24 protein-coding genes and 1 pseudogene are annotated in these 25,523 nt (G+C 62.9%); 6 read left to right on the top strand and 19 right to left on the bottom strand.

Annotated elements, in window-relative coordinates:
• Nucleotides 1–2: 2 nt before the first annotated feature.
• Genes tagF through NQE15_RS14480 form a run of 5 tightly spaced genes read right to left on the bottom strand, consistent with a single transcriptional unit; the run spans nucleotide 3 to nucleotide 7,303 of the window.
• A complete protein-coding gene (tagF, locus tag NQE15_RS14500) occupies nucleotides 3–986 on the bottom strand; it encodes a type VI secretion system-associated protein TagF (RefSeq protein ID WP_265942387.1) in 984 nt (327 codons plus the stop codon).
• Nucleotides 983–4,792 carry a type VI secretion system membrane subunit TssM gene (tssM, locus tag NQE15_RS14495; RefSeq protein WP_265942386.1) on the bottom strand — a complete coding sequence of 1,270 codons (3,810 nt, stop codon included), beginning with the start codon at nucleotides 4,790–4,792 and terminating at the stop codon, nucleotides 983–985. Before tssM ends, tagF begins: the two co-directional genes overlap by 4 nt.
• A gap of 16 nt (nucleotides 4,793–4,808) precedes the next feature.
• Nucleotides 4,809–6,227, bottom strand: a complete 1,419-nt coding sequence (locus NQE15_RS14490; protein ID WP_265942385.1) for a hypothetical protein — start codon at nucleotides 6,225–6,227, stop codon at nucleotides 4,809–4,811.
• A gap of 20 nt (nucleotides 6,228–6,247) precedes the next feature.
• Entirely contained in the window at nucleotides 6,248–6,514 is a 267-nt protein-coding gene (locus NQE15_RS14485) for a PAAR domain-containing protein (RefSeq protein WP_265942384.1), read from the bottom strand.
• Between the two features lie 30 nt (nucleotides 6,515–6,544).
• A complete protein-coding gene (locus NQE15_RS14480; RefSeq protein WP_265942383.1) occupies nucleotides 6,545–7,303 on the bottom strand; it encodes a M15 family metallopeptidase in 759 nt (252 codons plus the stop codon).
• Nucleotides 7,304–7,569: 266 nt separating this feature from the next.
• Between NQE15_RS14480 and NQE15_RS14475 the strand changes: the two genes are divergently transcribed.
• On the top strand, nucleotides 7,570–8,193 hold the full coding sequence (locus NQE15_RS14475; protein WP_265942382.1) for a hypothetical protein: 624 nt from the start codon (nucleotides 7,570–7,572) through the stop codon (nucleotides 8,191–8,193).
• A gap of 121 nt (nucleotides 8,194–8,314) precedes the next feature.
• On the opposite strand, the gene ylqF is transcribed toward NQE15_RS14475, so the two are convergent.
• From ylqF to NQE15_RS14445, 6 genes are read right to left on the bottom strand one after another with little or no spacing between them, the layout of a single operon-like run.
• A complete protein-coding gene (gene ylqF, locus NQE15_RS14470) occupies nucleotides 8,315–9,217 on the bottom strand; it encodes a ribosome biogenesis GTPase YlqF (RefSeq protein WP_265942381.1) in 903 nt (300 codons plus the stop codon).
• Nucleotides 9,218–9,229: 12 nt separating this feature from the next.
• A complete protein-coding gene (gene moaD / locus NQE15_RS14465) occupies nucleotides 9,230–9,478 on the bottom strand; it encodes a molybdopterin converting factor subunit 1 (RefSeq protein ID WP_265942380.1) in 249 nt (82 codons plus the stop codon).
• Nucleotides 9,475–10,692, bottom strand: coding sequence for a gephyrin-like molybdotransferase Glp (gene glp / locus NQE15_RS14460; protein ID WP_265942379.1), 1,218 nt, complete (start codon nucleotides 10,690–10,692; stop codon nucleotides 9,475–9,477). The genes moaD and glp overlap by 4 nt, the downstream gene beginning before the upstream one ends.
• Nucleotides 10,686–11,192: a molybdopterin-guanine dinucleotide biosynthesis protein B gene (mobB, locus tag NQE15_RS14455; RefSeq protein WP_265942378.1), complete on the bottom strand. Its 507-nt coding sequence runs from the start codon at nucleotides 11,190–11,192 to the stop codon at nucleotides 10,686–10,688. The genes glp and mobB overlap by 7 nt, the downstream gene beginning before the upstream one ends.
• A gap of 17 nt (nucleotides 11,193–11,209) precedes the next feature.
• Complete coding sequence (locus NQE15_RS14450; RefSeq protein WP_265942377.1) at nucleotides 11,210–12,385, bottom strand: hypothetical protein; 1,176 nt, start codon at nucleotides 12,383–12,385, stop codon at nucleotides 11,210–11,212.
• Nucleotides 12,378–14,315 carry an ATP-dependent DNA helicase gene (locus NQE15_RS14445; protein WP_265942376.1) on the bottom strand — a complete coding sequence of 646 codons (1,938 nt, stop codon included), beginning with the start codon at nucleotides 14,313–14,315 and terminating at the stop codon, nucleotides 12,378–12,380. The genes NQE15_RS14450 and NQE15_RS14445 overlap by 8 nt, the downstream gene beginning before the upstream one ends.
• Nucleotides 14,316–14,453: 138 nt before the next feature.
• On the opposite strand from NQE15_RS14445, the gene NQE15_RS14440 reads away from it, so the two are divergent.
• Both NQE15_RS14440 and NQE15_RS14435 read left to right on the top strand, forming a co-directional pair.
• The gene (locus NQE15_RS14440; RefSeq protein WP_265942375.1) at nucleotides 14,454–14,900 is read left to right on the top strand and encodes a c-type cytochrome; all 447 of its coding nucleotides are present in this window, start codon (nucleotides 14,454–14,456) and stop codon (nucleotides 14,898–14,900) included.
• A 279-nt stretch (nucleotides 14,901–15,179) separates the two neighbouring features.
• A complete protein-coding gene (locus NQE15_RS14435) occupies nucleotides 15,180–15,398 on the top strand; it encodes a Nif11-like leader peptide family natural product precursor (RefSeq protein WP_265942374.1) in 219 nt (72 codons plus the stop codon).
• 69 nt (nucleotides 15,399–15,467) lie between these two features.
• On the opposite strand, the gene NQE15_RS14430 is transcribed toward NQE15_RS14435, so the two are convergent.
• Entirely contained in the window at nucleotides 15,468–16,751 is a 1,284-nt protein-coding gene (locus tag NQE15_RS14430; RefSeq protein ID WP_265950285.1) for a malonyl-CoA decarboxylase, read from the bottom strand.
• Between the two features lie 121 nt (nucleotides 16,752–16,872).
• Complete coding sequence (locus NQE15_RS14425) at nucleotides 16,873–18,525, bottom strand: nucleotide sugar dehydrogenase (protein ID WP_265942373.1); 1,653 nt, start codon at nucleotides 18,523–18,525, stop codon at nucleotides 16,873–16,875.
• A 269-nt stretch (nucleotides 18,526–18,794) separates the two neighbouring features.
• Between NQE15_RS14425 and NQE15_RS14420 the strand changes: the two genes are divergently transcribed.
• Together NQE15_RS14420 and NQE15_RS14415 are read left to right on the top strand one after the other, a co-directional pair.
• Nucleotides 18,795–19,277 carry an SRPBCC family protein gene (locus NQE15_RS14420; protein WP_265942372.1) on the top strand — a complete coding sequence of 161 codons (483 nt, stop codon included), beginning with the start codon at nucleotides 18,795–18,797 and terminating at the stop codon, nucleotides 19,275–19,277.
• Nucleotides 19,252–19,491 (top strand): hypothetical protein, encoded by a 240-nt coding sequence (locus NQE15_RS14415; protein WP_265942371.1) that lies wholly within the window; start codon nucleotides 19,252–19,254, stop codon nucleotides 19,489–19,491. Before NQE15_RS14420 ends, NQE15_RS14415 begins: the two co-directional genes overlap by 26 nt.
• Before the next feature lie 36 nt (nucleotides 19,492–19,527).
• Here the strand turns inward: NQE15_RS14415 and NQE15_RS14410 are convergent.
• The 5 genes and pseudogenes from NQE15_RS14410 to NQE15_RS14390 all read right to left on the bottom strand — a co-directional run bounded on the left by NQE15_RS14410 (nucleotide 19,528) and on the right by NQE15_RS14390 (nucleotide 24,095).
• A pseudogene (locus NQE15_RS14410) lies at nucleotides 19,528–20,180 on the bottom strand (OmpA family protein).
• Nucleotides 20,181–20,368: 188 nt separating this feature from the next.
• Nucleotides 20,369–20,908 carry a hypothetical protein gene (locus NQE15_RS14405; RefSeq protein WP_265942370.1) on the bottom strand — a complete coding sequence of 180 codons (540 nt, stop codon included), beginning with the start codon at nucleotides 20,906–20,908 and terminating at the stop codon, nucleotides 20,369–20,371.
• Nucleotides 20,905–21,720: an NAD(+) diphosphatase gene (nudC, locus tag NQE15_RS14400; protein ID WP_265942369.1), complete on the bottom strand. Its 816-nt coding sequence runs from the start codon at nucleotides 21,718–21,720 to the stop codon at nucleotides 20,905–20,907. Before nudC ends, NQE15_RS14405 begins: the two co-directional genes overlap by 4 nt.
• A 528-nt stretch (nucleotides 21,721–22,248) precedes the next feature.
• Nucleotides 22,249–22,713 carry a PaaI family thioesterase gene (locus tag NQE15_RS14395; RefSeq protein WP_265942368.1) on the bottom strand — a complete coding sequence of 155 codons (465 nt, stop codon included), beginning with the start codon at nucleotides 22,711–22,713 and terminating at the stop codon, nucleotides 22,249–22,251.
• A gap of 101 nt (nucleotides 22,714–22,814) precedes the next feature.
• Nucleotides 22,815–24,095: an MFS transporter gene (locus tag NQE15_RS14390; protein WP_265942367.1), complete on the bottom strand. Its 1,281-nt coding sequence runs from the start codon at nucleotides 24,093–24,095 to the stop codon at nucleotides 22,815–22,817.
• Nucleotides 24,096–24,237: 142 nt separating this feature from the next.
• On the opposite strand from NQE15_RS14390, the gene NQE15_RS14385 reads away from it, so the two are divergent.
• Nucleotides 24,238–24,639 (top strand): hypothetical protein, encoded by a 402-nt coding sequence (locus NQE15_RS14385; RefSeq protein WP_265942366.1) that lies wholly within the window; start codon nucleotides 24,238–24,240, stop codon nucleotides 24,637–24,639.
• A gap of 64 nt (nucleotides 24,640–24,703) precedes the next feature.
• Here NQE15_RS14385 and NQE15_RS14380 read toward each other — a convergent pair whose 3' ends face one another.
• A complete protein-coding gene (locus NQE15_RS14380) occupies nucleotides 24,704–25,429 on the bottom strand; it encodes a nuclear transport factor 2 family protein (RefSeq protein WP_265942365.1) in 726 nt (241 codons plus the stop codon).
• Nucleotides 25,430–25,523 lie beyond the last annotated feature (94 nt).

Below are 25,523 nucleotides of genomic sequence, written 5' to 3'. Positions count from 1 at the left end.
GCTCATTCCCCTAGGAAGACTTCCCGGAAGGTATTGATGGCGAGTTCCAGGGTGATCGCCGGCTGGTCGAGATAGGCCGAAAGCTTGGCTACACCGTAATCGCCGGTCATGTCCGGCTGCTCGTCGATCCACTCCGGGTCGACCAGCGAGATGATCTTGTCGGCGGTGGTTTCCGGAGAAAGCGCAGTCAGCAACGTGATCGGCGAACTGCCGTTGAACCCGAGAACCAGATGCGGATGCGCAGTGCGCCGTTCGACAATGACCTGCAATTCGACTGTCGTCTTGCGCAGGAATGCCGAGACGAGATAGAGCCAGAGACCGGCGACCAGATTGCGGTGGCGTTCTTCGCTCGGCAGCGGCAGGACGATATCCTTGTCGATGGCAACCGAACCCTGGCCGAGCACCGGCCGCATCAGCAAGCCGATGGCCAGAATTATCCGCCGTACCCGATCCGTACCGGACGAACCGAGCATGGCGGCCAGCGAGTCGAGCGTGGTACGGCGGACAAAATTACCCAGGGGATCCGCCTGGATCGCCGTATCGAAGTCGCTGGCGCAATTGACGGAGTCGAGTTCCGCCAGCAACTGCGCGGCGTCGGCACCGTTGACCCCGGTTTCCGAAATTCTCGCCAAGGTGCCAAAGGAATGGTTGAGGCCAACCGGGGCACAGCGAAACATCAGCGAATCTTCGCGCTCGACGGTCGCCGCAGCGATAAAGGGAAAGCGACGACCGGAGGAATCGGTGCTCGGCCGCAAGTGGCCGACGACCGCCAGGCGACTGCGCGCGCCAAGGAAGGCAAAATCGACCGCACAAGCTCCGTCATAGGCGATCTTCCAGCGCGGATCTTCGGAGAGCCGCTCCATGGCGAGCGAGACCCAGCGGTCGAGGACGCTGATCAGCTGATGCTGGCCTGCCCCCTTGACGAAGTCGCCGCGCGACGGGATCTTGCCGAAACATGTCGCCGGTGAGGCGTTCAGCGCGCTCATTGTTCACCTCGGGCCAGCTTTTGCGGCGCCGCCGGCGGCTCTGCCTCGACGGGAGCCGGCGTGGGCGGTGCCGTCCCCGCCAGCACGATGCTGCGCGGCAGAATGAGTCCGCCCAGTCCACGTCCGCCATTACCCTCTTCGCTCTGGTTGGTGGCTTGGGCCTGTGCGCTGCTGAGCAGACGAAGATCGACCCCGATCTCGACGCCTTCATTCAACCAGGTGAGCCGGAAGGTGCCGTCAGGCTGCCGCGTCCGCTTGGCCGAATTGATCATTTTTTCCAGACCAAAACGCCCGGGAATATTGATGATTTCGACAATCTTGCCTTCGAAGGTCGTAGCGGTGACCCGTGCGCCCGGCGCACCGGAAGCGTTGGGCCAGACAAAATTGGCCCATTGCGCCGCCCCGTTCCGGTAGCTCAGCTTCTGCCCATCGATCTCGATGACATAGCCGGTCGTCCCCGGCGACGGTTGCGGCCGCAGCATGAAGACCGTCTGCGCCTGCCCTGCCCCGGCGCCGCCAGCACCGGCATCGGCGGCGGCGCCACCTTCCAGCGGCGATACCCAGCGCGCAAAGTCCTGCATGAACTCGGTCTGCAGCGTCAGGCCAAGATCGCCCCAGGTGCGCGGCGTCACCGTGTTGCCACGACGTACGACCAGCGAACCCATGGCCGTTTCGACGTATTTGGCGATCGCCCCCTCCGGTCCGAAGACCTGGGCGATCTCGGCCGGCGAGGCTTCGATGTTCGACTTCGGCGAGAACGGATACTTGACCGCCAGCTTGCGGTTGAAGGGTTCGTAGACCTGGGCCTCCCAGGTCTTGTTCAAGTCTTCCGAAGCCGGCTTGATGATGGCGGCGTAGGACTGGAGCAAGGGACGCAAAAGCAGCGGGCGGAGGACGGCGCGCTGGTTGTCCGGCATCCCGGTCAGCATCTGTTCGTCGACGAAGCGCAACGTCTCGGCCAGCTCGGAAGTGCCGCCGTCGATGGTTTCACGCATCAGCTTGAGCGTCCCCGGGCCGGGATCGCCCTGGTTTTTCAGCTGATTCAGACGGGTGCGGATCTTGGACAATTGCTTGAGATAGGTATCCACCACCGGGTCGCCCTTGTCGCGCGGCATCACCAGGCGGCCGAACCCGGAAAACTCCTTGCCGATCGGCCCCATCGGCACTTCCGCATTCTTGGCCGCAACATTGACATCGACCTGAACCCGGCTCGGCGACATCTGGAGCACCGAGCGCTTGAACCATTCGATGAAGCCCTTCTGGGCTCGTTGCAGGCCAAGATTAGCCATCTCCGGATTGTCCCAGGCGGTCTGATCGAAAATCACCTTGATCAGCGTGCCAACCGGTGAGGTCGGCGCATCGCCCAGACGGTTCATCGCGGCCACAGCCTCCGGGAAGGTTTCGAAGGAGGCGACGCTGATGCCCAGTACGAAGCGCTTCCATTCTTCCGCGTAATCCTTCTTGTACATGGCGATCAGCGATTTCTGGATCTGCTCGGGGCTGCCCTCCAGCGTCAGGTCGTCCTTGGTCGAGGTCTGCAGGACCCAGTCCGCATTCTTCTGCTCGCTGGTCGCCGCATCCTTGATCGCGGCCTGGACATAGTCCCGCCAGGCTTCGACGGTGAAGGTCCCGGAAACCACATGGCTGCCGGCCATCAGAGCCGCATTGTCGGGGCCGACGATGCTGGCGACCGTGAGCGGTGCAAAGCGCGTCGAAGCCCGGGCCTTGATCTCGGCATAGACGCGCTCGGCAGCCGGCATGCCGCGCACGACATGGCGCAGCTTGTCGCGCACTTCGTCGACCAGCGCCAGGTTGTTGCCGATCACCGGCCAATCCGGATGGTTCGCCTGCTCCAAATGGAAGGACAGAATGCGTCCAGCGGAACGAATCATCTGCTCGCGACTCATCGTCCCCCGGTTGGCCTCCAGCCAGCCCCGCCAGAATCGCGTCATCTGGTCGGAGAGATGGCCGACATCGAGGTGCTCGTGGCTCGACAGCATCAGATAGGTCTTCAGCGCGTTGTAGCCGTCTTCGACATCGGATGGCGTGGCATCCTTGTAGGGTCTTGGGGCGGCAGGCTTGCCCGATGCCGTGGCATTTGCTTCCGCCGCCTGGGGCTTGAGGCGATCGCCGTGGGCATTGACCTCGTTCAGGAAGGCTTCGAGATTTTCCTTTACCGGGGCCAGCATCAGGTTGCTGACGCCGGTGAAGTATTCGCTGCGCAGCTTGTCGGCCATCAACCCGCCCTGGTACAGGCCGAGGCCGATCGAAATTGGGTGGTCCTCATTAAAGCGTTCGAGCTGGGTCAGGCGATCCTGGATGATATCCAGCGCCTCCAGCCGAGACTGGAGGTCGATCCGCCCTTCCTGGACGCGGACCGCCTTGGCGATATCCTGCTCGACGTTATCCAGCAGGCTGCGATTGTTGAGATAAGACCAGCTCCAGCCACCAAGCGCCAGCCCGAGAAAACACAGGGCACCGAGCACGGCGAACTGGCGCACCCTGGTTTTTGCACGGGTGGTGTGCTGCCGGACCAGATTGCGATCCGGGAAGACCACCTTCGAGAAAAGCTCCTTGAGAAAATAACCGTGATTGAGGGCAGTACGAACCTGGGCGCCACCACCTCCGCTCAGCGAAAATTTCCGCAACACACGGTCGCTGGAGATCGGCTTGATGTCGGCACTCTGGATTGCCGAAGTAATGTAGAAGCCGCGGAATACCGGCTTGAACTGGAAAGGGTTGTCCTCGAACAGCGTTGCGATGAAGGCTTGCAGGGCGGGCTTGATGGCGACGAACTCGGACGGGAAGGTAAGCAGGCCGGGCGGCGTGTTGTCTCCCTGGACCCGCGACAGCTGGGCCACGCTCATGGCGCGCAGCCCCTCATAGAGTTCGTCGAAATGGCGATCGAACAGTGAAATCAGCTCATTGCCGCTGGCCTGGTCGTAGGGAATCGTCGCGCCCCAGACGCGGTCCCGCTCGTTCCAGTCGAGATCGAGGAAGAAATCATGGAAGCCCGGAATCAGGTCGACCTTGGTAAACAACACATAGACCGGAGCGAACACTTCGAGTTTTTCAGTCAGTTCCTGCACCCGCTGACGCAGGCTCTTGGCGAGGTTGATGGCGAACGCCGGCGAGTTGCCCATCAATTCGCCGATGCTGACCGTCACCAGAATCCCGTTGATCGGCGCCCGTGGCCGATGTTTTTTCAGCAGGCCGAGAAAACCCAGCCACTCCTCCCGATCCTCCTCATGCACCGAATAGCGCCCTGCCGTATCAAGCAGAATGCCCTCGGTGGTAAAGAACCAGTCGCAGTTCCGGGTGCCGCCGATGCCCTTGATGATGGCATTGCCACCGTCGTCGTACGGGAATTTCAGGCCGGAGTTGACGATGGCGGTGCTTTTCCCGGCGGCCGGATTGCCGATGGTGATGTACCACGGTAGTTCGTACAGCGCTTCGGATCCGGACATCTGGCCAAGCTTGGAGGTCTTGATTGTCTTGACGGCCTCCTGCATGCGCTGCTTCAGGGTTTCGATCTCCGCCCCGGCTGCCGCTCCGGCGCGCTTCTGAGCCGCATCGCCTTGCTGTTCGAGCATCGAGCCGATCGCTTCGCCGGCTTTCCGGGCGCGATGCCGACGAATCAGCCAGACGGCGGCCCAGACGGTGAGGATCAGCGCACTGGCCAGCGCAGCCCAGAGCATCGCCACCTTCAGCGTCTTGGCGCCGAGGAAGAAGAACGCCGTGATGGCCAGGATGCCAATAACGGAGAGAAAACGGGAGTCGGTCAGTAATGAACGGAGTCGGGACATCGGAGGTGGGCTTTGATCAAGTGGTGCTGGGTTCAATGGGAGCTTGGGCGACAAAAGGCATGGCCAGAAGCACAGCCCGGTCGATGTCGTGCTGGTTGCTCAGGCAGAGGATCGGCGCGTCGTCGGCCAATACCCTGGCGCGGGCGCAGGCCAAGGCAATCAGGCTGCCGATGGGCACCAGTGAGCCGTTGACACGCCCGATCGCCAGGCAATCCTTGATGGGATCAAGATGTTCGAAGACCTGTCCGAGGCCCTCCAGCATTTCGGTAATCTGGCCGGAACGATGGTCGGCATCGGAAATGGCGGCCTTGATTTTTGTGCTGTCGAGGGCAGTCACGTCGAGCAAACCTTCGATCAGCTGCTCGATCAAGCGACCGCCGATCCGGCCGCCCGCGTCCACGCGCTTGTCGCGCTGGCCGTGGCTGACCCGGCTGATCACCGTCGCTTCCGCAAGATCAAGACCTTGAACCAGCGCCGGACTGGCGAGGAGCAAGGCGACCGCCCCTTCGCCGGGAATTCGGCCGTGCTGATGCTTGGCGGTGAACAAACGCTGGCTGGCTGCCCAGTTTTCCACCGTTCGCTCATTGACCGCGGAGGCAGCGCCGACGATCAGGAACAACTCATTCGCGGACGGTTCGCGATTGGCACGGAGGATGGTCTCGTCAACCTGCCGCATCGCATCGACTTCGCTGACCGCCGGCAGCAGCGTGATTTCCAGGCGTGCCGTATCGAACTCGGGCCAGTAATTGCCCAACCAGATACGCATCGCCGGAAAATGAGCAGGGTTCCAGTCGGCCGGAACCAGACAGAGCATTTGCAAACCGAGTTTGTCGGGGCACTGCTCAAGAAGCGAGTTGACCTGCCCGTGGGCCTTCTCCAGAACATCATCGAGCAGAGCCAAGGCCCTGACCATGTCAGGTTGATCGGAAAACTGGCGGATCGGCCGGGCCTCGCCAAGCAAGCGCTCCGCCATGCCGTCCACGTCGATCTCCTTGACCTCGGCGACAAAGACCGGAAAGCCAGCTGCGTCGGTCAGCTGCGCACTGGGCTCAGGAGACTTGCCAGCCTCCAGGGCGGCGAGAACATCGTCCGCCGATGCGCCGGCCGGCACGTTGAGCCAGGAGTCGATCAGACACAATGAAAAACAGCGCTCGGCAGCTGCTGTTCGGGCTCGCGTACCGGACAGCGGATCGTCATCGACCGCGCTCTGGACATTTGGCTTGGCGACTGGCGGTGGCGCCTTCAGATGCTCGATGAAGCCGCGTAACAGCCAGTAGCCGCCAATCACGGCCAGTGGAATGGCTCCCAGGTAAAGGACCAGATCGATCGTGCTCGGCTCATAGTCGTTCGACTGCCACCAGGCGAGGACAAGGCCCCAGACAATGGCCAAAGTCAGCAGACTCCCGCCAAGCACCTTGAATACTGTCGGCCACATGGATATTGAGCTGCTCTGGGTCAGTCGGTGGTCAGCGACTGGCTGGCGATCAGGGTTGCCCCGCAGGCCGTCTTGTCGCCGTGGCGAGCCGCCGATCTGCCGTCGATGGTCGCCGTCGGATCGCCGGTCACGATGGTCGTCACGCTGCCGTGCCCCTTCTGCGGACAGGTCACCTGATCCCCGATACGGGCGATCCCCTTGCCGTCGCAATCGCTGGTTTCGGAAGCCGTTATGACGACGCCGCCATGATCGGTTTTGTCACCCAGAAGAATGAAAGGTCTGCTCATCTTTACTCCAATTGTTCAGATAATTCCGGTCTATCGGGCCGGGTGCCCAAGAACACCCTTGCGCCTCAGTTCGACGTGCCCGTAGTCCTGCATTTTCCAGCCCCCGCCCCAGGTCAGCCCGAGTTGCTCGGCAATTTGCCCATAGAGTTCGTAGCCCCGCATTACCCAGGGATCGCGTTCGGAAATGACGACCTTGCCGTCCCGGTAAAAAGCCGAATCGGCCGCCAGGCCGTGTTGGTGATAACTCATGTTGGCCCCGACCTGCGTCACGTGACTTCCTTGCGCCTGGAGTTGCGCCTGACGCTCCGGGCTGCGATAACCTTCGATCAGCACCATTTCGTAGCCATGGCGCTCCTTCATCAGCTTGAAGACAATCAGCAGGCGCTGCGTGAATTCCTGGTCCAGCTGCTTCCAGTTGCGGCTGGCATGGGCAATGTCGGGCCGCACCATTTCCACCTCGCGCGTGGTGAATACCTCGGGCGGCAGCGCCGGCGGCGGCGCCAGTTGCTCCCCCTCCAGCAAGCGGACGATCTGGCGGTCGGGAAGCGCACCGTCGTCGGCAAAATCGAACACCGTCGCCCCGCCCATGACGACAACGATCAACGACGGAGCCAGGATCACCATCAAGGCGGCAGCACTCAAGCCCGGATTGGTCGCAACGAATTTTCCGATACCGAAAAATCGGCATTTTGATGCCAGAAGAATGGTCGAAAAATTGCCGGAAATGCGCTGGCTGAATCTGAATACCGGCATACAGGCGTTGCTCACGGCAAGCCATAAGGTCGCCATGATGCGCATCCGATAGTCCGGAAAAACAACCATTACAACGGCGATCGCGACCAGCAGAAAATATGCCAAAACGGCAAATTGGATCAAGCCAATACCTTTACCAGTAATTCCGATTGGCCCGCCTAACGGGCATGCTGGCAGATTTACAACATGCCATTGGCGTTACAGTTTAATACAAATGGATGCATTCTGTAACTTCCATTTTTCATATTACAATGATGCATTGATTCCATTTGCATTCAACCAGCCGACCAACGGAGCCCCGCTTGGAACCCGACAAAAGCAAACCGATGAGCATCCTGAGTGATCTCGACCCGAAAAACTCCAGGTTTCGTGACACCCCGTCGTCAGGGAAAAACAGCAAGCTATTCTGGATGTTGGCCCTTCTGCCATTTCTGGCCGGGGCGGCCTGGATGGTCGTCAGCCTCCAGTCGGGAATGAACACCTCCGGCGAAGAGTTGCGGACGATTCCAGTGGTCGAGCAAGCTCGCGCTGCCAGCACCGACCTGGTGCCCGCTGGCGCCCAGCAACAAGCCGCGCTGCCCGCACCTGACAAGCCGACCGAGGGGGCGGCGTTAATCCTTGCCGCCGCTAGTCCTCAAGGCGATGGCGCGACGGATCGGGAGGCCGGGACGAACGTTTTCCAGGCCATACAGCGCGAACTTGATAAACCGGCCAGCCGTCAGCCGGCGGCTGGAGAAGGCAGCCAAGCGACGAATCGCCAAGTCGTCAAGGAAACGAAAGCGAAGAAGACTCAGGCAAATGCAAAGCCGGCAGCAGGCGCACGGACCAAGAGCGCCAGCAAAGGCAATGTCGGCGACCGAGCCAGCCGCAACGCCAGCAAGCCAGCCGAACGCGACATCGACATCATTTCGGCAATCGTCCGCTAGCTAGCCGGCTCGACCAAAAACAAGCAAGGGCTGGCCGGAGCACACAGCAACGACCGGAGGCGGTCGCCACGATCCCACCAAGCCTAGCGAGCGATCAGGCAGACCAGAATGCTGGATCCGGTCACTCGCCTTCCGGGGTGTCGAGCGGTGATTTCTGGGCCGGTTGCCGGGCTCTGGCTTCGCGCAGGGCCGGCGTTTCGAGGCTGATCCGGCCGATGGCGCCGGTCCGGTAATCGGTGAGCAGAATGGCCGCGGCTTTTTCCAGATCGAACTCGCCGCCTCGCCCTTTGAGCAGACAGCCCCGCTTCTTGGCGACGGCTTCGATCACGGCCACACCGTCCAGGCCTGCCGTGGCAAAGCCGTAGCGGGCCGTGAGCATGGCCGGATAGGCTTCGAGCAGGAAGCTGGCGAGGAAGGTCGCGACTTCCTCATCGATATAGGCATTGACGCCGACCGCATGGCTGGCGGCCAGCATCAGGCCGTCGATCGGATGATCGATCTTCGGCCAGAGCATGCCCGGCGTGTCGTAGATGGTCAGCCGCGAACTGATGTCGATGCGCTGCTGGCTCTTGGTCACCGCCGGCTGGTCGCCGACGGCGGCGACCTTCTTCTTGACCAGCGCATTCATCAGCGTCGATTTGCCGACGTTGGGGATGCCCATGATCATCAGGCGCAGCGGTTTGACGGCATCGCAGCGATGCGGCGCCAGCTTCTGCGCCAAGCCGGGAATACGCGCCACGTCGCTGGCCTTCTTGCAGGAAATCGCCACCGCCTTGACGCCCGGCTGCTGCTCGAAATATTCCAGCCACAGCTTGGTCACCGCCGGATCGGCCATGTCGGCCTTGTTCAGCAATTTCAGGCAGGGGCGCTGGCGAAAGGTGCGCAGCTCGTGAATCATCGGGTTGCTGCTCGCCTGCGGCAGGCGGGCGTCGAGCACCTCGACCACGACATCGGCCATGGCCAGCGTTTCCGCGGCCTTCTTGCGGGCCGAGGTCATGTGGCCGGGATACCATTGAATAGACATTACGTTTCCTTGTTAACCGCCGGTCACCGGCGGAAAGAAGGCGATCTCGTCGCCCTCCTTGACTGGTGCATCGAGCCCGGCCATATCCTGATTGACGGCGCAACGCAGGTTCTTTGCACTCGCCAGTTTTTCCCGCCCCTGGCCGACCAGCCAGTCGCGCAAGGCGCCGACAGTGGTCACGCCGGCCGGCAGGACGATCGATTCGCCGGCCATACCAAGCCCTTCCTTGAGGCTGGCGAAATAGAGAATCTTCACGCTCATGACAGCAACTCCGCGTAGGGCACAAAGCGCACGCTGTCGCCCTGCTTGATGGCAAGTCCGGGCTTGTTGAGCACCAGCCCATCGCCCCAGCAGAGCGAGGTGACGACGCCGGCGCCCTGATTGGGGTAGAGGTCGACGCCACCGGAGTCGTTGATCCGACCACGCAGGAACTCAGCGCGAACATCCGGGCGCAGCCAGTCGAAATCGGCGCGCAGATTGAAGCCGCGCGGCGTTACCTCGCTCACCCCCTGCAAGCGCAGCACGAAAGGCCGGACCATGATCAGGAAGGTGACGATGGCCGACACCGGGTTGCCCGGCAGGCCGATGAACCAGGCCTTGCCGCCGCCGTTGTCGGCATTCCGGCGGACTTCGCCGAAGGCCAGCGGCTTGCCCGGCTTGATGGCGATCTTCCACATGTCGAGCCGGCCTTCGGCCTCGACTGCCGGCTTGACGTGATCTTCCTCGCCGACCGAGACGCCGCCGCTGGTGATGATCAGGTCGTTGTCGGCTGCCGCCCGGCGCAAGGCATCGCGGGTCGACGCCAGGTTGTCGGGCACCGTGCCGAGATCACGCACCTCGCACCCCATGCCTTCGAGCAGGGCCCGCAAGGCGTAGCGGTTGGAGTTGTAGATGGCGCCCGGCGGCAGGGGTTCGCCCGGCTGGACCAGTTCATCGCCGGTAAAGAAGACACCGACCCGCACCCGGCGATAGACCGGTAGTTCCGGCAAACCGGCCGAGGCGGCGAGCGCGATGTCCTGCGGCCGCAGTTTGATGCCGGGCTTGAGGATTTCCGCCCCGATGGCGATGTCCTCGCCGGCCCGGCGGATGTTCTCGCCGAGGCGCGGTACGTGATTGACCACCACCCCGCCCGCACCATGCTCACAGAGTTCCTGCATGACCACGGCGTCGGCGCCGGCCGGCACCGGCGCACCGGTGAAGATGCGGGCAGCGGTACCCGCCTGCAACGAGGTGCCGACGGTACCGGCCGGAATCCGCTGGCTGACCGGCAGGCAAACACCGGCGGCAGCGACATCGGCGGTACGCACGGCATAGCCATCCATCCCCGAGTTGTCGAGGGGCGGCACGGCAACCGTGGACGACTGTGCCACGGCCAGCACGCGACCGGCGGCGGCAGTCAGCGGCAAGGAGCGGACTTCCTCGACCGGTTGGGCGGCGGCAAGCAGTTTTTCCAGGGCTTGTTCAAAACTCAGCATGATCGTTCCGGCAAGTTGAGGGTAGCGATGATGAAAGAGGCGATCGCCGCCATATCGTTGAGCGGCAGCTTGGGCAGGGTGGTGACGATCTCGGCATCGGTGGCTACCGCCACGATATCGTCGCGCTCCGGGAACAACGGCGGCTTGCCGTTCTCGGGGCGGTAGACTTCCAGCTTGGGCACGGGTTCCTGCTTGAAGCCCTCGATCAGCACCAGATCGCAGGGCGCCAGCCGTTCGAGCAGTTCGTTCAGCGTCACGTCGCTGTCGGCGCGCCGCTCGTGCATCAGGGCCCAGCGGTCGTTGCAGGAAAGCAGCACTTCGCTCGCCCCAGCTTCGCGGTGACGGTAGGAATCCTTGCCCGGACGATCGATATCGAAACCGTGATGGGCGTGCTTGATCACCGAGACCTTGAGGCCGCGCCCGGTCAATTGGGGAATCAGCTTTTCCAGCAAGGTCGTCTTGCCGGAGCCGGAATAGCCGGCAATACCAAATACTTTCATGGTCGGATTTTACCCTTTCAAGCCGCAAAAACCGGCGCGAAGCCGCCGCCCGGCGTCCGGAAATTGGTTGTCTGGCCCTGGTAGAGCCGCGCCGCAAACAGTTGCACTCGCCCCTGATAGGCAAAGGCCCGGATATCGGCCTTCATGGTCTGCGCTTCGTCCTCGATCACCACCACATGCTCGGAGGGCGGCACGATTTCCTGGGCGATATAGCCGCCCTGCAGGATTTCCTCGAAGACGCGCTTGGTCAGCTTGTCACCGCGATAGGCGGCGCGGCTGCCGAAACCGGCGGCCGGCTTGAAGAACCAGCGCTTGCGCTCGGCCCAGAAACGCTCGCCCTCGCCCGCCGCGACCGCCACGGTGCGCGGAACGCCGGCCAGCAGCGTGCGCCGGGTGGCTTCCGGCACGCCGAATTCGACCAGCACCGCCTCGTCGGACAGCAGCATCAGATTGCGCTTGTCGGCATAGAGCGCATGGGCACGGGGGTGCGGGGTGACGACCACGCCATCGGCGTCGAATGCCGCCCGTAGTTCGGCATTGGCCGCCGCGTCCAGCGAAAAATCGGTGAGCCGGTTGTAGACCATGTCGACCACCTTGCCGCGATGCAGCAGCCGATTGCCATCGCGGGTGAATTCGCCGGGATCGGCGATCACGGCGGCAATGCCGTGGGCTTCGAACAACTGGCGGAAAAGCTCGAATTCGGGCGCCAGGTATTGCTGGGCCGGGTTCTCGTCGACGATGGCAATACGTTGCAGCGGCACATCGCCGCGCATCAGGCGCCATTCCTCACGGAACATCTCAACAAAGGCCTGCTCGACAGCCTGCGCCGCTTCCGCCTGGCCATGCGCCGCCAGCAGGCAGGTATTGAGCATGCCGCCGCCGGCATTGGTGTTGATCTCGATCAGCTTCGGGCCGCTGCCGGCGAGATGAAAGTCATAGCCGAAAAACACGCTGCGCGCCGCCAAGGACCGCCGGGCGCCGGCCGGCGCCCAGGCCAGCACGCGCTGCTGATAAGCCGGGAGCGCCACCACCGCTTCGATGGCGGCAACCAGTTCGGCGATCGCCTGCAGCTTCTCGGGCGGCAGCCAGACGGCGGCCTGCGAGAACAGCGAGGCATGGGAGACGGCCAGGGCCTCGAAGTCCAGCGTGCCGCCGGCCTCGATCGCGCGCTTCAAGGCTTTCCGGTCAAACATGGTCGTTCCTGCTGGCGAAAAAATTGAGCACTTCGGCAAGTTCCTTGGTTCGCTTCATCGGCGGCAGACTTTGCCAGACGCGGCGGCCATAAGGCTTTGATATGAGTCGGGGATCGCAGATCATTAGCACGCCGGTGTCGCTTTCGTCGCGGATCAGCCGGCCAGCGCCCTGCTTGACGTTGATTACGGCGCGCGGCAGCTGGTATTCCATGAAAGCATTGCGGCCCTGCTGCTTCATCTGCTCGATGCGCGCCGAAAGCACGGGGTCATCGGGCGGCGCGAAGGGAATCTTGTCGATGACGACCAGCGACAGCGCCTCGCCGCGCACGTCGACGCCCTCCCAGAAGCTCTGGCTGCCGACCAGGATGGCGTTGCCGAGGTGGCGGAAGCGCTGCAACAGATCGTTCTTGCTGCCCTCGCCCTGCATCAGCAAGGGCATGTCGTGGCCCTCATCTTCGAGCCGGGCCTTGAGCAGTTCGTGCGTGCGGCGCATGGCGCGCAGGCTGGTGCACAGGAAGAAGGCGCCGCCGCCGGCCGCGATCACGGCCGGAAAGGCGGCCTCGACCACGGCATCGGTATAGCCGTAGGAATTCGGCTCCGGCATGCCAAGCGGCGCGTAGAGCATGGCCTGCTTGCCATAGTCGAAGGGACTGTGCCAGCAAGCCGATTCGGGCTCACCGAGGCCGAGTTCAGCGCAGTAATGGTTAAACTTGCCCTGCACCGCCAAGGTGGCCGAGGTGAAGATCCAGGCGCGCGGATGGCCGCCCATCTGCTTCCTGAATATCTCGGCGACATCGAGCGGGGTCAGATTGAGCTGCAAGGAATGGGTGAAGGCTTCGGCCCAGCGCACATAGCCGTCGTCGGTGACTTTTTGCCACTGACCGAGACGCTGCACCAGTTCGACCGCCCGCTGCCAGCACTTTTCAAGCCCCTCGGCGCGCTCGGCCTGGCTTTCCAGAATGGCAGCGAATTTCGCAACCTCGTCTTCCAGTTCCTTCAGGGCCGGGGCGAATTCCGATTTCTCGGCCAGCTGGCCGTAGGAGAAGCGTCCGGCGTCGAGGCCGACGGCGAGCCGCAAATCCTTGGCGACCTTTTCCAGTTCGCGCGCCCCGCTTTGCAGTTCGAGGCAGTCGCGGGCGCTGGTCAGGCCTTCGGCGCGGGCATCGCGGGCCAGATCGAGAACCTGGGCCGTCGAGATGGTGTCGCCGAAGAACAGTGTCGCCACTTCCGGCAACTGGTGCGCTTCGTCGAAGATCACCGTATTGCAGGCCGGCAGCAGTTCGGCCATGCCCTCGTCGCGGAGCATGACGTCGGCGAAGAACAGGTGATGATTGACCACCACCAGATCGGCCGCCATCGCCTCGCGCCGGGCCTGCATCACGAAGCAATCCTTGTAGTCCGGGCAATCCTGGCCGAGGCAGTTCTCGCGGGTCGAGGTGGCATGGTTCCAGACCGGCGAGTTTTCCGACACTTCCAGACACTCGGCCTTGTCGCCGGACTGCGTGACCTTGGCGAAAACCGAGATACGGCGGGCATCGGCGGCATCCTCGCGGGTCAGGAAACGGCCGTCGGCCAGCTCCCGTTCGAGATGGTAGGGACAGACGTAATTTGCCCGCCCCTTCAACAAGGCGATCTTGACCGGTGCCTTCAGGGCGTCGCGCACCATCGGCAGATCCTTGTTGAAGAGCTGGTCCTGCAAGGTCTTGGTGCCGGTCGAGACGATCACCTTGCCGCCCGATTGCAGCGCCGGCACCAGGTAGGCGAAGGTCTTGCCCGTGCCGGTGCCCGCTTCGGCAATGAAGACCGAACAGCCTTTGATGGCGGCGGCGATGCGCTCGGCCATCTCGACCTGCTGGTCGCGCACGCGGTAACCGCTGATGGCGCGGGCCAGCGGGCCATCGGGAGAAAAAATTTCCGGGAGGGAGGACAAGGAGGGAAGCCTGAAAAATCAGGGCCGAATCTTAGCAGATGCGCCGTCTGCCGCGAAAATCAGAGGCGCAGCGCGATGTTCGGGAAGCGCCCAAAAGAGGCCATAATCCGTCCTCGCCAAAATTGACTGGATTGCGCCATGCGTTGCAAAGCCGTACCGATCGCCGCCCTGATTGCCCTCAGCCTCGTTGCCTGCGGCGAAGCACCCGACAATCACCCCGACAAGCCGGTGACCCATCGTCGCGACGCCTTCCAGAAGATCCTCAAGGCCTTCGAGCCGATGGGCATGCAGCTGCGCAAGAACAAGTACAACGCCGACCAGTTCATCACCCAGTCCAGGGACTTGGCCGCCCGCAAGGATGGGCCGTGGCAATATTTCGGCGCCGGCACCAACTACCCGCCGACCCATGCCAACGACAAGGTGTGGAGCGAGCCGGAAAAATTCGAAGCCGCCCGCCAGGCCTTTTTCAAGGCAACCGACAAGCTGGTTGCCGCTGCCGACAGCCGCGACCAGAAACAGGTCAGCGTCGCCTACGAGGCGCTGCACGATACCTGTCGCGATTGCCACAAGGCATTCAAGAAGTAGCCGGTTTGCGCTCAGCCTGACGGCGGAGCGTCACGCCATCGCCCGGCGCCCCCGGCCGCTCGGCCCCGGCCCGCGTCGTTCCCGACGGCGGAGCCAGGCTCGCCCCCATGGCCTTGGCCTTCAATTTGCTTATCAAGCCAGAACACCCGGAAATTCCGGGCGTTTTGTATTAATCACGACAATTTTTCGCGAGATCAGCCGAGGCTTGCGGCGGCGCATCCAGCAACGACCCCGCGCAGCACCCAAGGCTATTCCCTACAACATCCATCAGGAGAAAACATGTCCATCGTTCCGATCAAAGGCTTTTCCGAAAAAGCCAAAGCCAACCCCGAACTGGCAGAACAGCTCAAGGCCTGCCAGAAGATCAAGGAATTGCGTGCCCTGGCCCAGGAGCATGGCTTCACCATCGACGAAAACTCCCTCTACCCGCCCAACGAGCCGCAATTCACCGAAGCCCAGCTCTCGGAACGGCTGTGCAAGGCTTTCCTGCGCGTCTGAGGCAGCTGGGGCTGCACCAGCAAAAGGCCGGTACTTGCCGGCCTTTGTCATTTTCAGCGGCCACGCCGCTCAGGATTCGCGGGCCAGCCGCCGCACCCCGGCCGACATCGCGACCGTGCCGGTGCTGGCGAAAGCCTCCAGGTTGTTCTCGATATCCTCGAGCACGTAACGGTAATTGACCATCAGACCGAAGGATTGGCGGAAGCCCTTGGGCGAATTGTCGCCCAGGTAATTGAGGCGCTCGATCCGGGCGCCGTTGCCGAGGTGGAAACGCGACACCGGGTCGAAGGGCACTCCGCTGCCCTGCTTGGCCACAGACAGATAGCGGGCACCCAGGCGTACCAAGGGATCGCGCAAGACGCGCAGTTGGTGCTTGTCGGCTGCCCAGCTTTCGGTCGACAAGATCTCGAACGGCAATTCGATGCCGACCTCACCGAGCACCTGCGGATTCTTCCGCACCCAGGCCGCCAGCCCGGGCATCGGCGACAGCGTGGCGAACTTGTCGAGCTTGGCAAAGTCCCGCCGCAGGTCGTCGATCACCCGTTTCAACAGGAAGCTGCCGAAAGACACGCCGCGCAGGCCGACCTGGGTATTGGAGATGGAATAGAAGATCGCCGTATCGGCCTTGCGGTGGTCGAAGACCGGGGCATGCTCATCGAGCAGAGCCTGGACGTTGCCGGCCAGATCGTCGGTCAGTGCGACCTCGACGAAGATCAGCGGCTCGGCCGGCATGCGCGGGTGGAAGAAGGCATACAGCCGGCGATCCGAATCGAGCCGATTCTTGAGATCGGCCCAGGAGCGGATTTCATGCACCGCCTCGTACTCGATCAGCTTCTCGAGCAGAGCGGCTGGCGAATTCCAGGTCAGGCGCTGGAGTTCGAGGAAGCCGACATCGAACCAGGCGCTCAGCCGCGATTCCAGTTCGCGGTCGAGCACCGCCAGTTCCGGGTCGTTCTCCAGGTAGCGCAGCAGATCGGCGCGCAAATCAACCAGGAACTTGACGCCCTGCGGAATGGCATTGAACTGCGTCAGGATGCGGATGCGCGAGGAACGCATGGCGCCGCGCAAGGCCGCCTCCGCCTTCCACTGCTCCGCCGTGCCGATCGCCAGCTGATAGGCCGCATGCGCCGTCGCCACCGTCGCCGGATCGGGGCCGAATTCCAGGGCGATCAGCTTCAGGAAGCGATGCCGCCCCTCGTCGTTGAGATGCAGATAGGTCTCGGCCAGCCGTGCCGCCCGGCCGCGGGCCGAGACTTCGCCACCCAGCCCCGCGGCACATTCGCGCAACTGAGCCCGCAACTGCTCGACACCGCGCATCGTCAGGGCGATGCGTTCCGACCCCGGGCCCATCATCGACCGGAGTTTATTGACCAGCGATTTCGCAACCATCGCTCACCTCCTGGAAGCTATTGTGCCCCGGCGTTTTGCGCCGGGCATGCGGCCCAATCCGGAGCAAGGAACCCGGGAATCATGCTCAATCCTTGCGAACGGCTTTCTTGATGCGCTGGATATGCCCGCGCCCCAAGCCTTTCACCTCGCAGCCGAGCTCGAAATAGCGGGCGATGGTGGCGTCGTCGAGCAGGCCGAAACAGTCGATGACCGCAATCGGCCGCCCGGCCCATTCAACCACCTGCTCCGGCGTCAGGCTGCGGTAGGCATCGTGCGGCACAGCCAGGATCAGCGCATCGACGCCCTGCAGGGCCTGCTGCAGGTTGTTGTCGACCTTGAGTTCAGATAAATGATCCTGATTGCGGAAAAAACGCTTCCATGACAGCCCCGAAGATGGATAGCTGTCCTGCTCGGCGAACTCCCACCACTGTTCGACATACGGGTCGTGTGCCCGCATCTCGGCGCCCATTTCGGCTAGCTTGCGCACCACCAGTTCCGAACCGCTGTACCGGGTATCACCGACATCCTGCCGGTAGGAGGCGCCGGCGATCAGCACTTGTGAGGCCGCGATGTAGCGATCCATGTTGCGCAGCGCGTCGCGGGTCAGCTCGGCGACGTGCAGTGCCCGGGTGTCGTTGATGTCGATCGCCACCGGCGTCATGCGGAACACCTTGTCGCCATCCTCGAAACCCAGGATGTGCTTGTAGGCCCAGTAGCCGAGGCCGCCATCCTTGGGCAGGCAATAGCCGCCGATGCCCGGACCGGGGAAGATCATGTTGCTGTGCGTCGGGCGCAGCTTGATGGCATCGACCACCTTGACCAGATCGACCCCGTTACGCTCGGCAAAGATCGACCACTCGTGCAGATAGGCGAGGATGGTCGCCCGGTAGCTGTTCTCGACGATTTTCGCCGTTTCCGACTCGATCGGCCGGTCCATCACGGTCAGCGGAAATTTCTCAGTATTCAGCACGTCGCGCAGGAATTTCTCGACCCGCGCCCGGGCCGGCGCATCGCAGCCGGCGCAGACACGCCAGAAATCGCGGATGCTGGCGACGTAATCGCGGCCCGGCATGACGCGCTCGTAGGAATGGGCGAGCAAGGGCACCGTGTCGATCCCGCGCCCCGCGAAAGCCTTTTTCAGGATCGGCCAAGCGACGAACTCGGTCGTCCCCGGCGCCACCGTCGTCTCGATCAGGGTCAGGCAATCCGGGCGGATATGCTGGCCGACCGTCTTCAGCGTCGCTTCGAGCGCCGCCATGTCGCATTCGCCCGACTTCATATTGCCGAGTTCCTGCTTCAGGAAATCGCACTGCACGTCGATCACGACGCAATCGGCCAGATCGAGCACCTGGCTGTTGTAGGTCGCGGTCAGCGTCTTCTTGTCCAGCACGCAGCGGCCGATCAGCACATCGACCTGCGGGTCTTCGGCCTTGACCGGCGAAATGCCGCGATTGAGCAGCGGAATCTTCCAGAACGAACGTGTCGACGGGCGCTGGCAACCGATCACGAACTTGCTCGGCTTGCCCTCGCGGTCGGAGCAATCGGCGACGATGGCCGCCATCACCGCGCCGACGAAGCCGACGCCCATGACCACCACCACCTCCTGTCCATTGCGCCGCGCCGCCTCGGCCAGCGCCTTGACCCGCTCATATTCGGCGGCATAGTCGCCCGCCTCGGGCAGCGTGAAGCCTTCGCCCTGCGGCGAGGTCGAGATCCTGGTTTGCGTTGACGACAACATAGCTGCTCCTGACGTTGTTTGTTTCCTGTCTCCCGTACCGCTTGGCGGTACGGCTCCGACCAGTGAATCGGGGCCGATCTCCCGAGCACCGAATTAAATCCACACTGGATAAGTTACACCCATCTCGGCACGGAGAAACGTTAACAAAATCACATCCGCCTCACGGCAAGGCCCGCCCTGCCCGGGAGAACCGCCGGCCAAGGCCCGTTGTCCAACAAACCTGTCGCCGCTCGATCGATCGTCAAATCCCCCACAGAGGAGCAAGGACAATGGATACACCGCAACCGGCAGTCCCGGGTTTGGGCCGCGAGCTGGTACTGACCCGCATCATCGATGCCCCGCCCGAGAAGCTGTTTCGCGCCTGGACCGAACCGGCCTTGATCGTGCAATGGTTCACCCCGCATCCGTGGACCACCATTCATGCCGAAACCGACCTGCGGCCGGGCGGCTCCAGCCTGGTCGTCATGTGCAGTCCGGAAGGCCAGGAATTCCCGAATCGCGGCGTCTATCTCGAAGTCGTCAGGAATGAAAGGCTGGTGGTCACCGATGCCTACACGGCAGCCTGGGAACCCGCGGACAAGCCCTTCATGACGCTGATCCTCAGCTTCGAGGCGCTCGGCGACAAGACCCGATACACGGCCCGCGTTCGCCACTGGACCGTGGCCGATCGCGAAGCACACGAGCAGATGGGCTTCCATGAGGGTTGGGGCAAGGCCACGGATCAACTTGCCGAACTCGTCGCAAGGCTCTGAACATTGCCTTACTGGTGGCCATATCCACCTGTACAGGATCACCCCTTGCCAGAGGTTCGACACCAAGGCCGAAGAAGCCACACGCTGCTTTGCCGCGCTGACCGACGGCAGTCAGGTCCGGATGCCGCTCGCCAAGACCTTCTTCGCCCCGAGCTTCGGCATGCTTACCGACCACTTCGGGGTGTCGTGGATGGTGATCGTCACTGCGCAGTAAGTAAAACCTGCGCCACCCAAGCGGCCTGGCAAGACCTCAGCGTGCCGGCTCGGCGACGAAGATTTCGACCCGGCGATTCATCGCCCGTCCAGCCAGCGTGTTGTTATCGGCGACCGGTTCGCGCGAACCGCGACCATCGACGCTGATCCGGTTGCTCGCCACCCCGCGTCTTGCGAGGTAATCGCGTGTCGCAATCGCGCGATTGACCGAGAGCGGTTCATTCACCGAATCGGACCCCGTGCTATCGGTGTGGCCGATGATCTTCACCGTGGTCACCGGGTTCTGGTTCAGCGTCGTCGCGAAGCGGTCGAGAATCGGGCTCAGGTTGGACTTGATGTCAGACCGCCCCGAGTCGAAGGAAATATCGCTCGGAATGTCGAGCTTCAACTGGTTGTCTGCCGTCTGGCTGACGCGCACGCCGCTGCCCTGCGTCGCCTGCTCCATCGATGCTTTCTGTTCCTGCATGCGTTGCGACCACAAATACCCACCGCCGGCGCCGAGGGCACCACCGATCACGGCACCGGTCGCCACGCCCTTGCCTCCGCCGCCAGTCAATCCACCGACCACCGCGCCGGCGGCGGCACCGATCGCCGCCCGGTACCGGTGGTGCGTTGGGTTTCGGTCATCTCGGCACAGCCGGAAACGGTGCCGACGGCGAGTGCGACGACAATAAGGGTGAATTTGTTCATGATGAGACCTCCCGGGACGGTCGTTGCTGCTTGGACAAAATAGCGGGCGACGAGATTGCGGCACCCAGGCCACAAGAACATTGCCAACCAGAGTCCCAACCATACCGAAAGCCGGCGTAGCGGTTTGTACGCTGCCCAACATAAGGGCAAGTGATTTCGCCCTTGCCGCCCCGCCCCCAGCCTGGGCGTCAGGCGCCGGCCGGCGGCGCCGTTATCGTCACGCAGCGCGGCGAGAACATGAAGAGCGCCCGCGTCTGGCTGGCATCGTTCAGCAGCCAGCCGAAATTGAGCATCCAGCAATAGCCGGTCTGCCCGATCGGCTTGACGCACTTCCATTGCCAGAAAACGCCCATCGTGATGCTCATGGTGCCGAAGTGGCCGTTATTGCGGTTGATCGCCGGGTCGCCCGCGACGATCCGCAGCTCGCTCATCGGCGCCGCCAGCGGCCCCCACTTGAAACCATACAGGGTGTTCCGATACAGCCACTGCACCTGCGACCAATAGCCGCCATCGTGCGTCGCCTTCCAGTTCTTGTCGCCAAGCAGGCTGTTGTCCGGCGTATCGAACCAGGCCAGCCAGAGCGGCAAGCGCGGCTCGACCGCCTGGCCGTGGTTGTTATCGATCGGCCCCATGCGCGGTGTGGCGAAGGCGGGAAGGATCGGGGTCACGACCCAGGCGACGATCGTCATGACGATCAAGGCCAATAAATAGAACAGCCAGCGAATCATTTGCACTCCCGAGTTTGATGAGAAATTCTCCCGGCCCCCTCACCTCCCTCATGCCGTGCGGCATCGATCAGGCGGCGCGAAATGCTGATCGGCTCCGGCAGCAGCGGCAGCGCATCCAGCGCAAACCAGTCGGCGGCTTCGATCTCGTTGGGATCTGGCGTGATCGTCCCGCCGGCGTAGTCGGCAAAGAAAGCCACCATCAGCGAATTGGGGAACGGCCAGGGCTGGCTGTGGAAATAGCGAAGGTTGGCGATCTCGATCCCGACTTCCTCGCGGACCTCCCGGGCGGCGCACTCCTCCAGGGTTTCGCCGGGTTCGACAAAACCGGCCAGGGCGCTGAACACCCCCGGCTTGAAGTGCGGGCTGCGCGCCAACAGCAGTTGGTCGCCATCGCGGACCAGCACCATGACCGCCGGCGAAATGCGTGGATAGGCCAGCAGCCCGCAGCTCGGGCACTGCATCGCCAGCTCGCCGGCTTTCATGGTCGTCGGCGTACCGCACTGGCCGCAGAAGCGATGATGCTTCTGCCAGTCCAGCAACTGGGTCGCCCGTCCTGCCAGGGCAAAGGTTTCGGGGCCAGCCAGCTGGAAGATGGCGCGCAATGGCGTCGGTTCGGCTGAGGGGATTTCCGGCAACTGTTCGACGTCGGCGGCGTAGCAAGGCAGCCCGGCCAATTCCCCGATCCGCAGCACATTTTCCGGGTTGCCGAAGTCGGCGGCCGAGCCGGACGGAAAAATCGCGCCGGAAGCATTCCCGGCAATCGTCAGCAGGCGATGTTCGCATCGCAGAATCCAGCAGGCCGTTTCACTCATCGCGCTTTCCAAAGCTGTGCAATCAGAGACAAATAGTAATCGGCAGCCGCCAGATTGCATTGGATTCGCTACGGGCCGCCGATCCGGCATCGAAATGCCGAAGAGAAAGCCATTCAGCCCGTCGTGGCAACACTTGGCAAAGAATCCATATTATTTTGTTGCAGCGCAGCATAAGTGTGGGACAATAGCGGCTGTCTCCTCCATCCTAAAAAAATGGATTTATGCCCGCCTCGTGCGGGCATTTTTTTGCCCGGTCAATCGCCAACGCCGATAACGGGTCAGCCTCGACCGCCGAACGGCAGACAAAAAAGAAGCCCGTCTAAGCGGGCTTTTTGATGTTCTGGTGATTTGTCTCCTCCACCCGAATCAGAGAATTCGGTCGGACGCATGCGTCCGAAAGGTGGCGAATTATCGCTGGTTAAATCGATCTTGTATAGATGAATTGCAAATTCTCTGAACAAACCCGAGACCTGCCCTCGAAAGCGCCTCACCCGCTCCGCCGCTAGGCGCACCGCTCAGCGCCAGTGTTCACTTGGCAACAAAGCTGTCCGGCATCTGCAGGGCGACCACTTCACCGCGGGCCGTGGCCTCGCCTTCGGCGAACACCGTGGCCTCGACCACCACCTTGCGGCCCTTGATCTCCTTCACTCGGCCACGGATTTCCAGCAGCGGCCCGAGCGGCGTCGGCTTCAGGTAACTGACTTGCAGCGAACCGGTGACGAAACGGAAGGCCGGCTGGCTGTCCATGCTGCGGTTCTCGGCCCGGTACATCGCCGCCGCGGCCGTTCCCGTGCAATGGCAGTCGATCAGCGAGGCCAGCAGCCCGCCATAGACGAAGCCGGGAATCGCCGTGTGCTCGGGGAGCGGCTGAAAATGCGTGACTGTTTCGTCGCCGTCCCAGAAGGTCTTGATCTGATGCCCCTGCGCATTGTTGCGACCGCAACCGTAGCAATGGGCCAGGTTCTCCGGGTAGTAATCCTGAAACGCCTGCATGCTGCCTCCTCCTTATTGGTCATAACCACATCGTAGGCGAGCCGTTCGGCGACGGCCACTGTGCGGGCGGACAGCAAGCGTGCAAATCCGGACAGACCGCGCTAGGCATTCCGCCCATGTATGACAATCCGCGATACAAACCAGACCGCTACCAGATTTGCCGCCACGGCCACATAGCCGACCAGCGGGTAGCCGACGATCCGGCCGCTATCGTCGAGCGAGATCAGGAATCCTGCGAGCGAGGTGGCGAGGCCCATGGCCAGCGACTGCACGGTGCCGTTCAAGGACATGAAGGTGCCACGCAGCTTGGGCTGGGCTGACGAGGCGATGATCGCCATGGCCGGGATCATGCGCCCCGAGATCAGCACGAAAAAGCTGGTCGAGCAGATCAGCCAGCCCCACAGCGGCAGCGGCCCGGCATGGGTCAGGGCCAGCACCGGCAGCATGGCGAGCAGCGCCACCTTGCGGTAGAGCTCGACCTTGCCGTGCTTGTCGGCCCAATGCCCGATCAGCCGGGCGCTGATGAAGGTGGCGGAACCGCCCACCAGATAGACGATGGGGATGTCCTGCAGGGCGATGCCGACGTTGTTCACGGCATAGACGGTGATGTAGGGAATCACCGTGAACCCGGAAAAGATGATCAGCGCCGAGAACAGCAAGGCGCGCAGGTGGTTGCCGTCACCCAGCACGCTGAAGGTTGCCGACAACAGATGGGCGCGCTTCTCCTCGCCCAGATGGTGGCGCAACTCGGGCAGGAAGCGCAGCCCGACCGCAATAAAGACCACGCTCAAGACGGCGATGAATATGAACGGTGCCCGCCAGCCGAGATGGTTGGCCAGCCACAGCGACAAGGGCACCCCGGCAATCGTCGAAATCGAAAAGGCGCTGGAAACGATGCCGCTCGCCCGCGCCCGCCGGGAAAACGGAATGGCGTCGGCGATCATGGTCTGCACCAGCGCCCCCATGATGCCGCCGAAAACGCCGGCCAGGCCGCGCGCCACGATCAGGGTCGAATAGCCCGGCGCCAGGCCGCAAGCCAGCGTCGCCAGGCCAAACAAGGCAAAGCCGATGAGCAGCAGGCGCTTGCGCTCGAAGAGATCGACGAAGGTTGCCGCCAGAATCCCCGAAACCGCCGCGCTGAAGCTGTAGGAGGCCACCAGCAAGCCGAACTCATGCGTCCCGATGCCGAACTCCTTCATCAGGACCGGCCCGAGCGGCATCATGATCATGAAGTCCAGAATATGGCTGAACTGGATGCCGGCCAGCGTCAGCAGGAAGAAACGTTCGGCACGGGGAGAAAGCGCGGTGGACATGGGCGGCGTATGGGCTGGCAGGGCGACAAGGATACGCGCCAGGCGCGCATGGTCGATAGCTTCGACCATGCAATGGCAAATGATTCAGTCGATGTGTGCGTGCTGGCCATCAAAAGAGCCGTCGATTGGCAGCCGGCCCGAAGTTTCGACTGTCCGGCCAGCACCTAGCGTGATAAAAAGCCGTCTTGCCGATGACCGAAAGAGTTTCGCCATGAAAACGCGCGCCCCCATCCTGATCGCCCGCCAGGCACTGGCCTTGGCCGCCCTGATCGCCCTGCCCGCCCTGCCCGCCTTCGCCGCGCCGCCCACCGGGCACCCGAGCCCGGCCCAGGCCCGCGACATGCTGCTCCCCGACAAACCGCCGGGCGCCAGCGAACTGCCGAACGAAGGCACGGTGGTCGACGTCATCCACGCCAACGAATTCACCTACCTCGAAGTCGCCCGGGGCAATGGCAAGGAATGGATCGCCGTGCAAAAGATGGAAATCCGCCCCGGCACCCGCATCCGCTATGAAGACGGCGCCGTAATGCGCGATTTCTACAGCAAACTCCTGAAGCGCAGCTTTCCCAGCGTGATGTTCATCAACCACCTTGCCGTCACGACCCAGCCCTGAAGCAAAAAAATGGCCGGTCCGATGATCTCGGCCGGCCCCAGGTTCCCCTCCTGCGAGTAAGCGTCTAGCGCGCGCTCTCCTCGGCCAAGATCCGCCATCCATCCTTTTCCAATGCCAGCAACAGCGACTTCGCGGTGCCCTTTTCGACGAACTGGTCGGCGCGGTAGTCCTGGACGAAACTAACCCGCACGCGATCCGCCGCTTCGCTCTGCACCTCGATGTCGCGCAGTTCAAGCTGGATCACGCGCTTGTCCGCAATCCGCTGCTGCCGCAGCCTGGCCCAATCGTCGCGACTGACGCCATTGGCCGGCAGGAAGCCTTCGCCATAAGCCGCCAGATAGCCGGCCACATCCTTGCTGCGCCAGGCCTTGGCCCACTGCTCAATGGCGGCCAGCACGGCCTCTTCGCTTGCCGCCGACGCATCCTGCGGCGCCTCGGTCGTTGCCGCCGGCACCTCCACCACCGCACCGGGCGACTCGGCACCCACGGCGCCTGCCGGCGCCTGTTCCGTCGCCGGCTTCGGCAGCCCAGCCAGAACCGCATAGGGCAGCGCATCCGCCGCGAAATCGCCGATGCCAATCCCGGACAACAAGCGGCTGCCAGCACTATGCACGGACTGCTTCACCGGCAGATGCCCGCCGCTCTGCGAAGCGGCCTGCAGCGTCGTCAAGGCGCCCAGCGACAACAAGGCGCCGGCCAGGGCGCTGACCCTGATACGGATACGGCGCTGGCGCGCGGCATAGCGGGCACAGCGATTCTGGGATGGATTGCGATCAGCCTGGCTCAACATTGGTCTCCCCCGAAACATTCAGAACATCCCGCAGCACCGTGCCGCAGGCGCCGATGCTTTAGCAAACCCAATGCCAGCCCGCGAAATCCCCACC

The sequence above is a fragment of the Dechloromonas sp. A34 genome (genome assembly GCF_026261605.1).
In the GTDB taxonomy this organism is placed as follows: domain Bacteria; phylum Pseudomonadota; class Gammaproteobacteria; order Burkholderiales; family Rhodocyclaceae; genus Azonexus.
The sequence above is the reverse complement of the archived record's forward strand: the minus strand, read 5'-3'. Positions and strand labels throughout refer to the sequence as shown.

What these genes read in the sequence shown, in the direction of transcription:
- NQE15_RS14405 (WP_265942370.1), bottom strand. Translation starts at nt 20,908, where the DNA reads ATGATTCGCTGGCTGTTCTATTTATTGGCCTTGATCGTCATGACGATC.
- NQE15_RS14380 (WP_265942365.1), bottom strand. Translation starts at nt 25,429, where the DNA reads ATGTTGAGCCAGGCTGATCGCAATCCATCCCAGAATCGCTGTGCCCGC.
- NQE15_RS14440 (WP_265942375.1), top strand. Translation starts at nt 14,454, where the DNA reads ATGCGTTGCAAAGCCGTACCGATCGCCGCCCTGATTGCCCTCAGCCTC.
- tssM (WP_265942386.1), bottom strand. Translation starts at nt 4,792, where the DNA reads ATGTCCCGACTCCGTTCATTACTGACCGACTCCCGTTTTCTCTCCGTT.
- tagF (WP_265942387.1), bottom strand. Translation starts at nt 986, where the DNA reads ATGAGCGCGCTGAACGCCTCACCGGCGACATGTTTCGGCAAGATCCCG.
- glp (WP_265942379.1), bottom strand. Translation starts at nt 10,692, where the DNA reads ATGCTGAGTTTTGAACAAGCCCTGGAAAAACTGCTTGCCGCCGCCCAA.
- nudC (WP_265942369.1), bottom strand. Translation starts at nt 21,720, where the DNA reads ATGAGTGAAACGGCCTGCTGGATTCTGCGATGCGAACATCGCCTGCTG.
- NQE15_RS14435 (WP_265942374.1), top strand. Translation starts at nt 15,180, where the DNA reads ATGTCCATCGTTCCGATCAAAGGCTTTTCCGAAAAAGCCAAAGCCAAC.
- NQE15_RS14395 (WP_265942368.1), bottom strand. Translation starts at nt 22,713, where the DNA reads ATGCAGGCGTTTCAGGATTACTACCCGGAGAACCTGGCCCATTGCTAC.
- ylqF (WP_265942381.1), bottom strand. Translation starts at nt 9,217, where the DNA reads ATGTCTATTCAATGGTATCCCGGCCACATGACCTCGGCCCGCAAGAAG.
- NQE15_RS14485 (WP_265942384.1), bottom strand. Translation starts at nt 6,514, where the DNA reads ATGAGCAGACCTTTCATTCTTCTGGGTGACAAAACCGATCATGGCGGC.
- NQE15_RS14425 (WP_265942373.1), bottom strand. Translation starts at nt 18,525, where the DNA reads ATGTTGTCGTCAACGCAAACCAGGATCTCGACCTCGCCGCAGGGCGAA.
- NQE15_RS14480 (WP_265942383.1), bottom strand. Translation starts at nt 7,303, where the DNA reads ATGGCGACCTTATGGCTTGCCGTGAGCAACGCCTGTATGCCGGTATTC.
- NQE15_RS14385 (WP_265942366.1), top strand. Translation starts at nt 24,238, where the DNA reads ATGAAAACGCGCGCCCCCATCCTGATCGCCCGCCAGGCACTGGCCTTG.
- NQE15_RS14430 (WP_265950285.1), bottom strand. Translation starts at nt 16,751, where the DNA reads ATGATGGGCCCGGGGTCGGAACGCATCGCCCTGACGATGCGCGGTGTC.
- moaD (WP_265942380.1), bottom strand. Translation starts at nt 9,478, where the DNA reads ATGAGCGTGAAGATTCTCTATTTCGCCAGCCTCAAGGAAGGGCTTGGT.
- NQE15_RS14390 (WP_265942367.1), bottom strand. Translation starts at nt 24,095, where the DNA reads ATGGTCGAAGCTATCGACCATGCGCGCCTGGCGCGTATCCTTGTCGCC.
- NQE15_RS14420 (WP_265942372.1), top strand. Translation starts at nt 18,795, where the DNA reads ATGGATACACCGCAACCGGCAGTCCCGGGTTTGGGCCGCGAGCTGGTA.
- mobB (WP_265942378.1), bottom strand. Translation starts at nt 11,192, where the DNA reads ATGAAAGTATTTGGTATTGCCGGCTATTCCGGCTCCGGCAAGACGACC.
- NQE15_RS14490 (WP_265942385.1), bottom strand. Translation starts at nt 6,227, where the DNA reads ATGTGGCCGACAGTATTCAAGGTGCTTGGCGGGAGTCTGCTGACTTTG.
- NQE15_RS14450 (WP_265942377.1), bottom strand. Translation starts at nt 12,385, where the DNA reads ATGTTTGACCGGAAAGCCTTGAAGCGCGCGATCGAGGCCGGCGGCACG.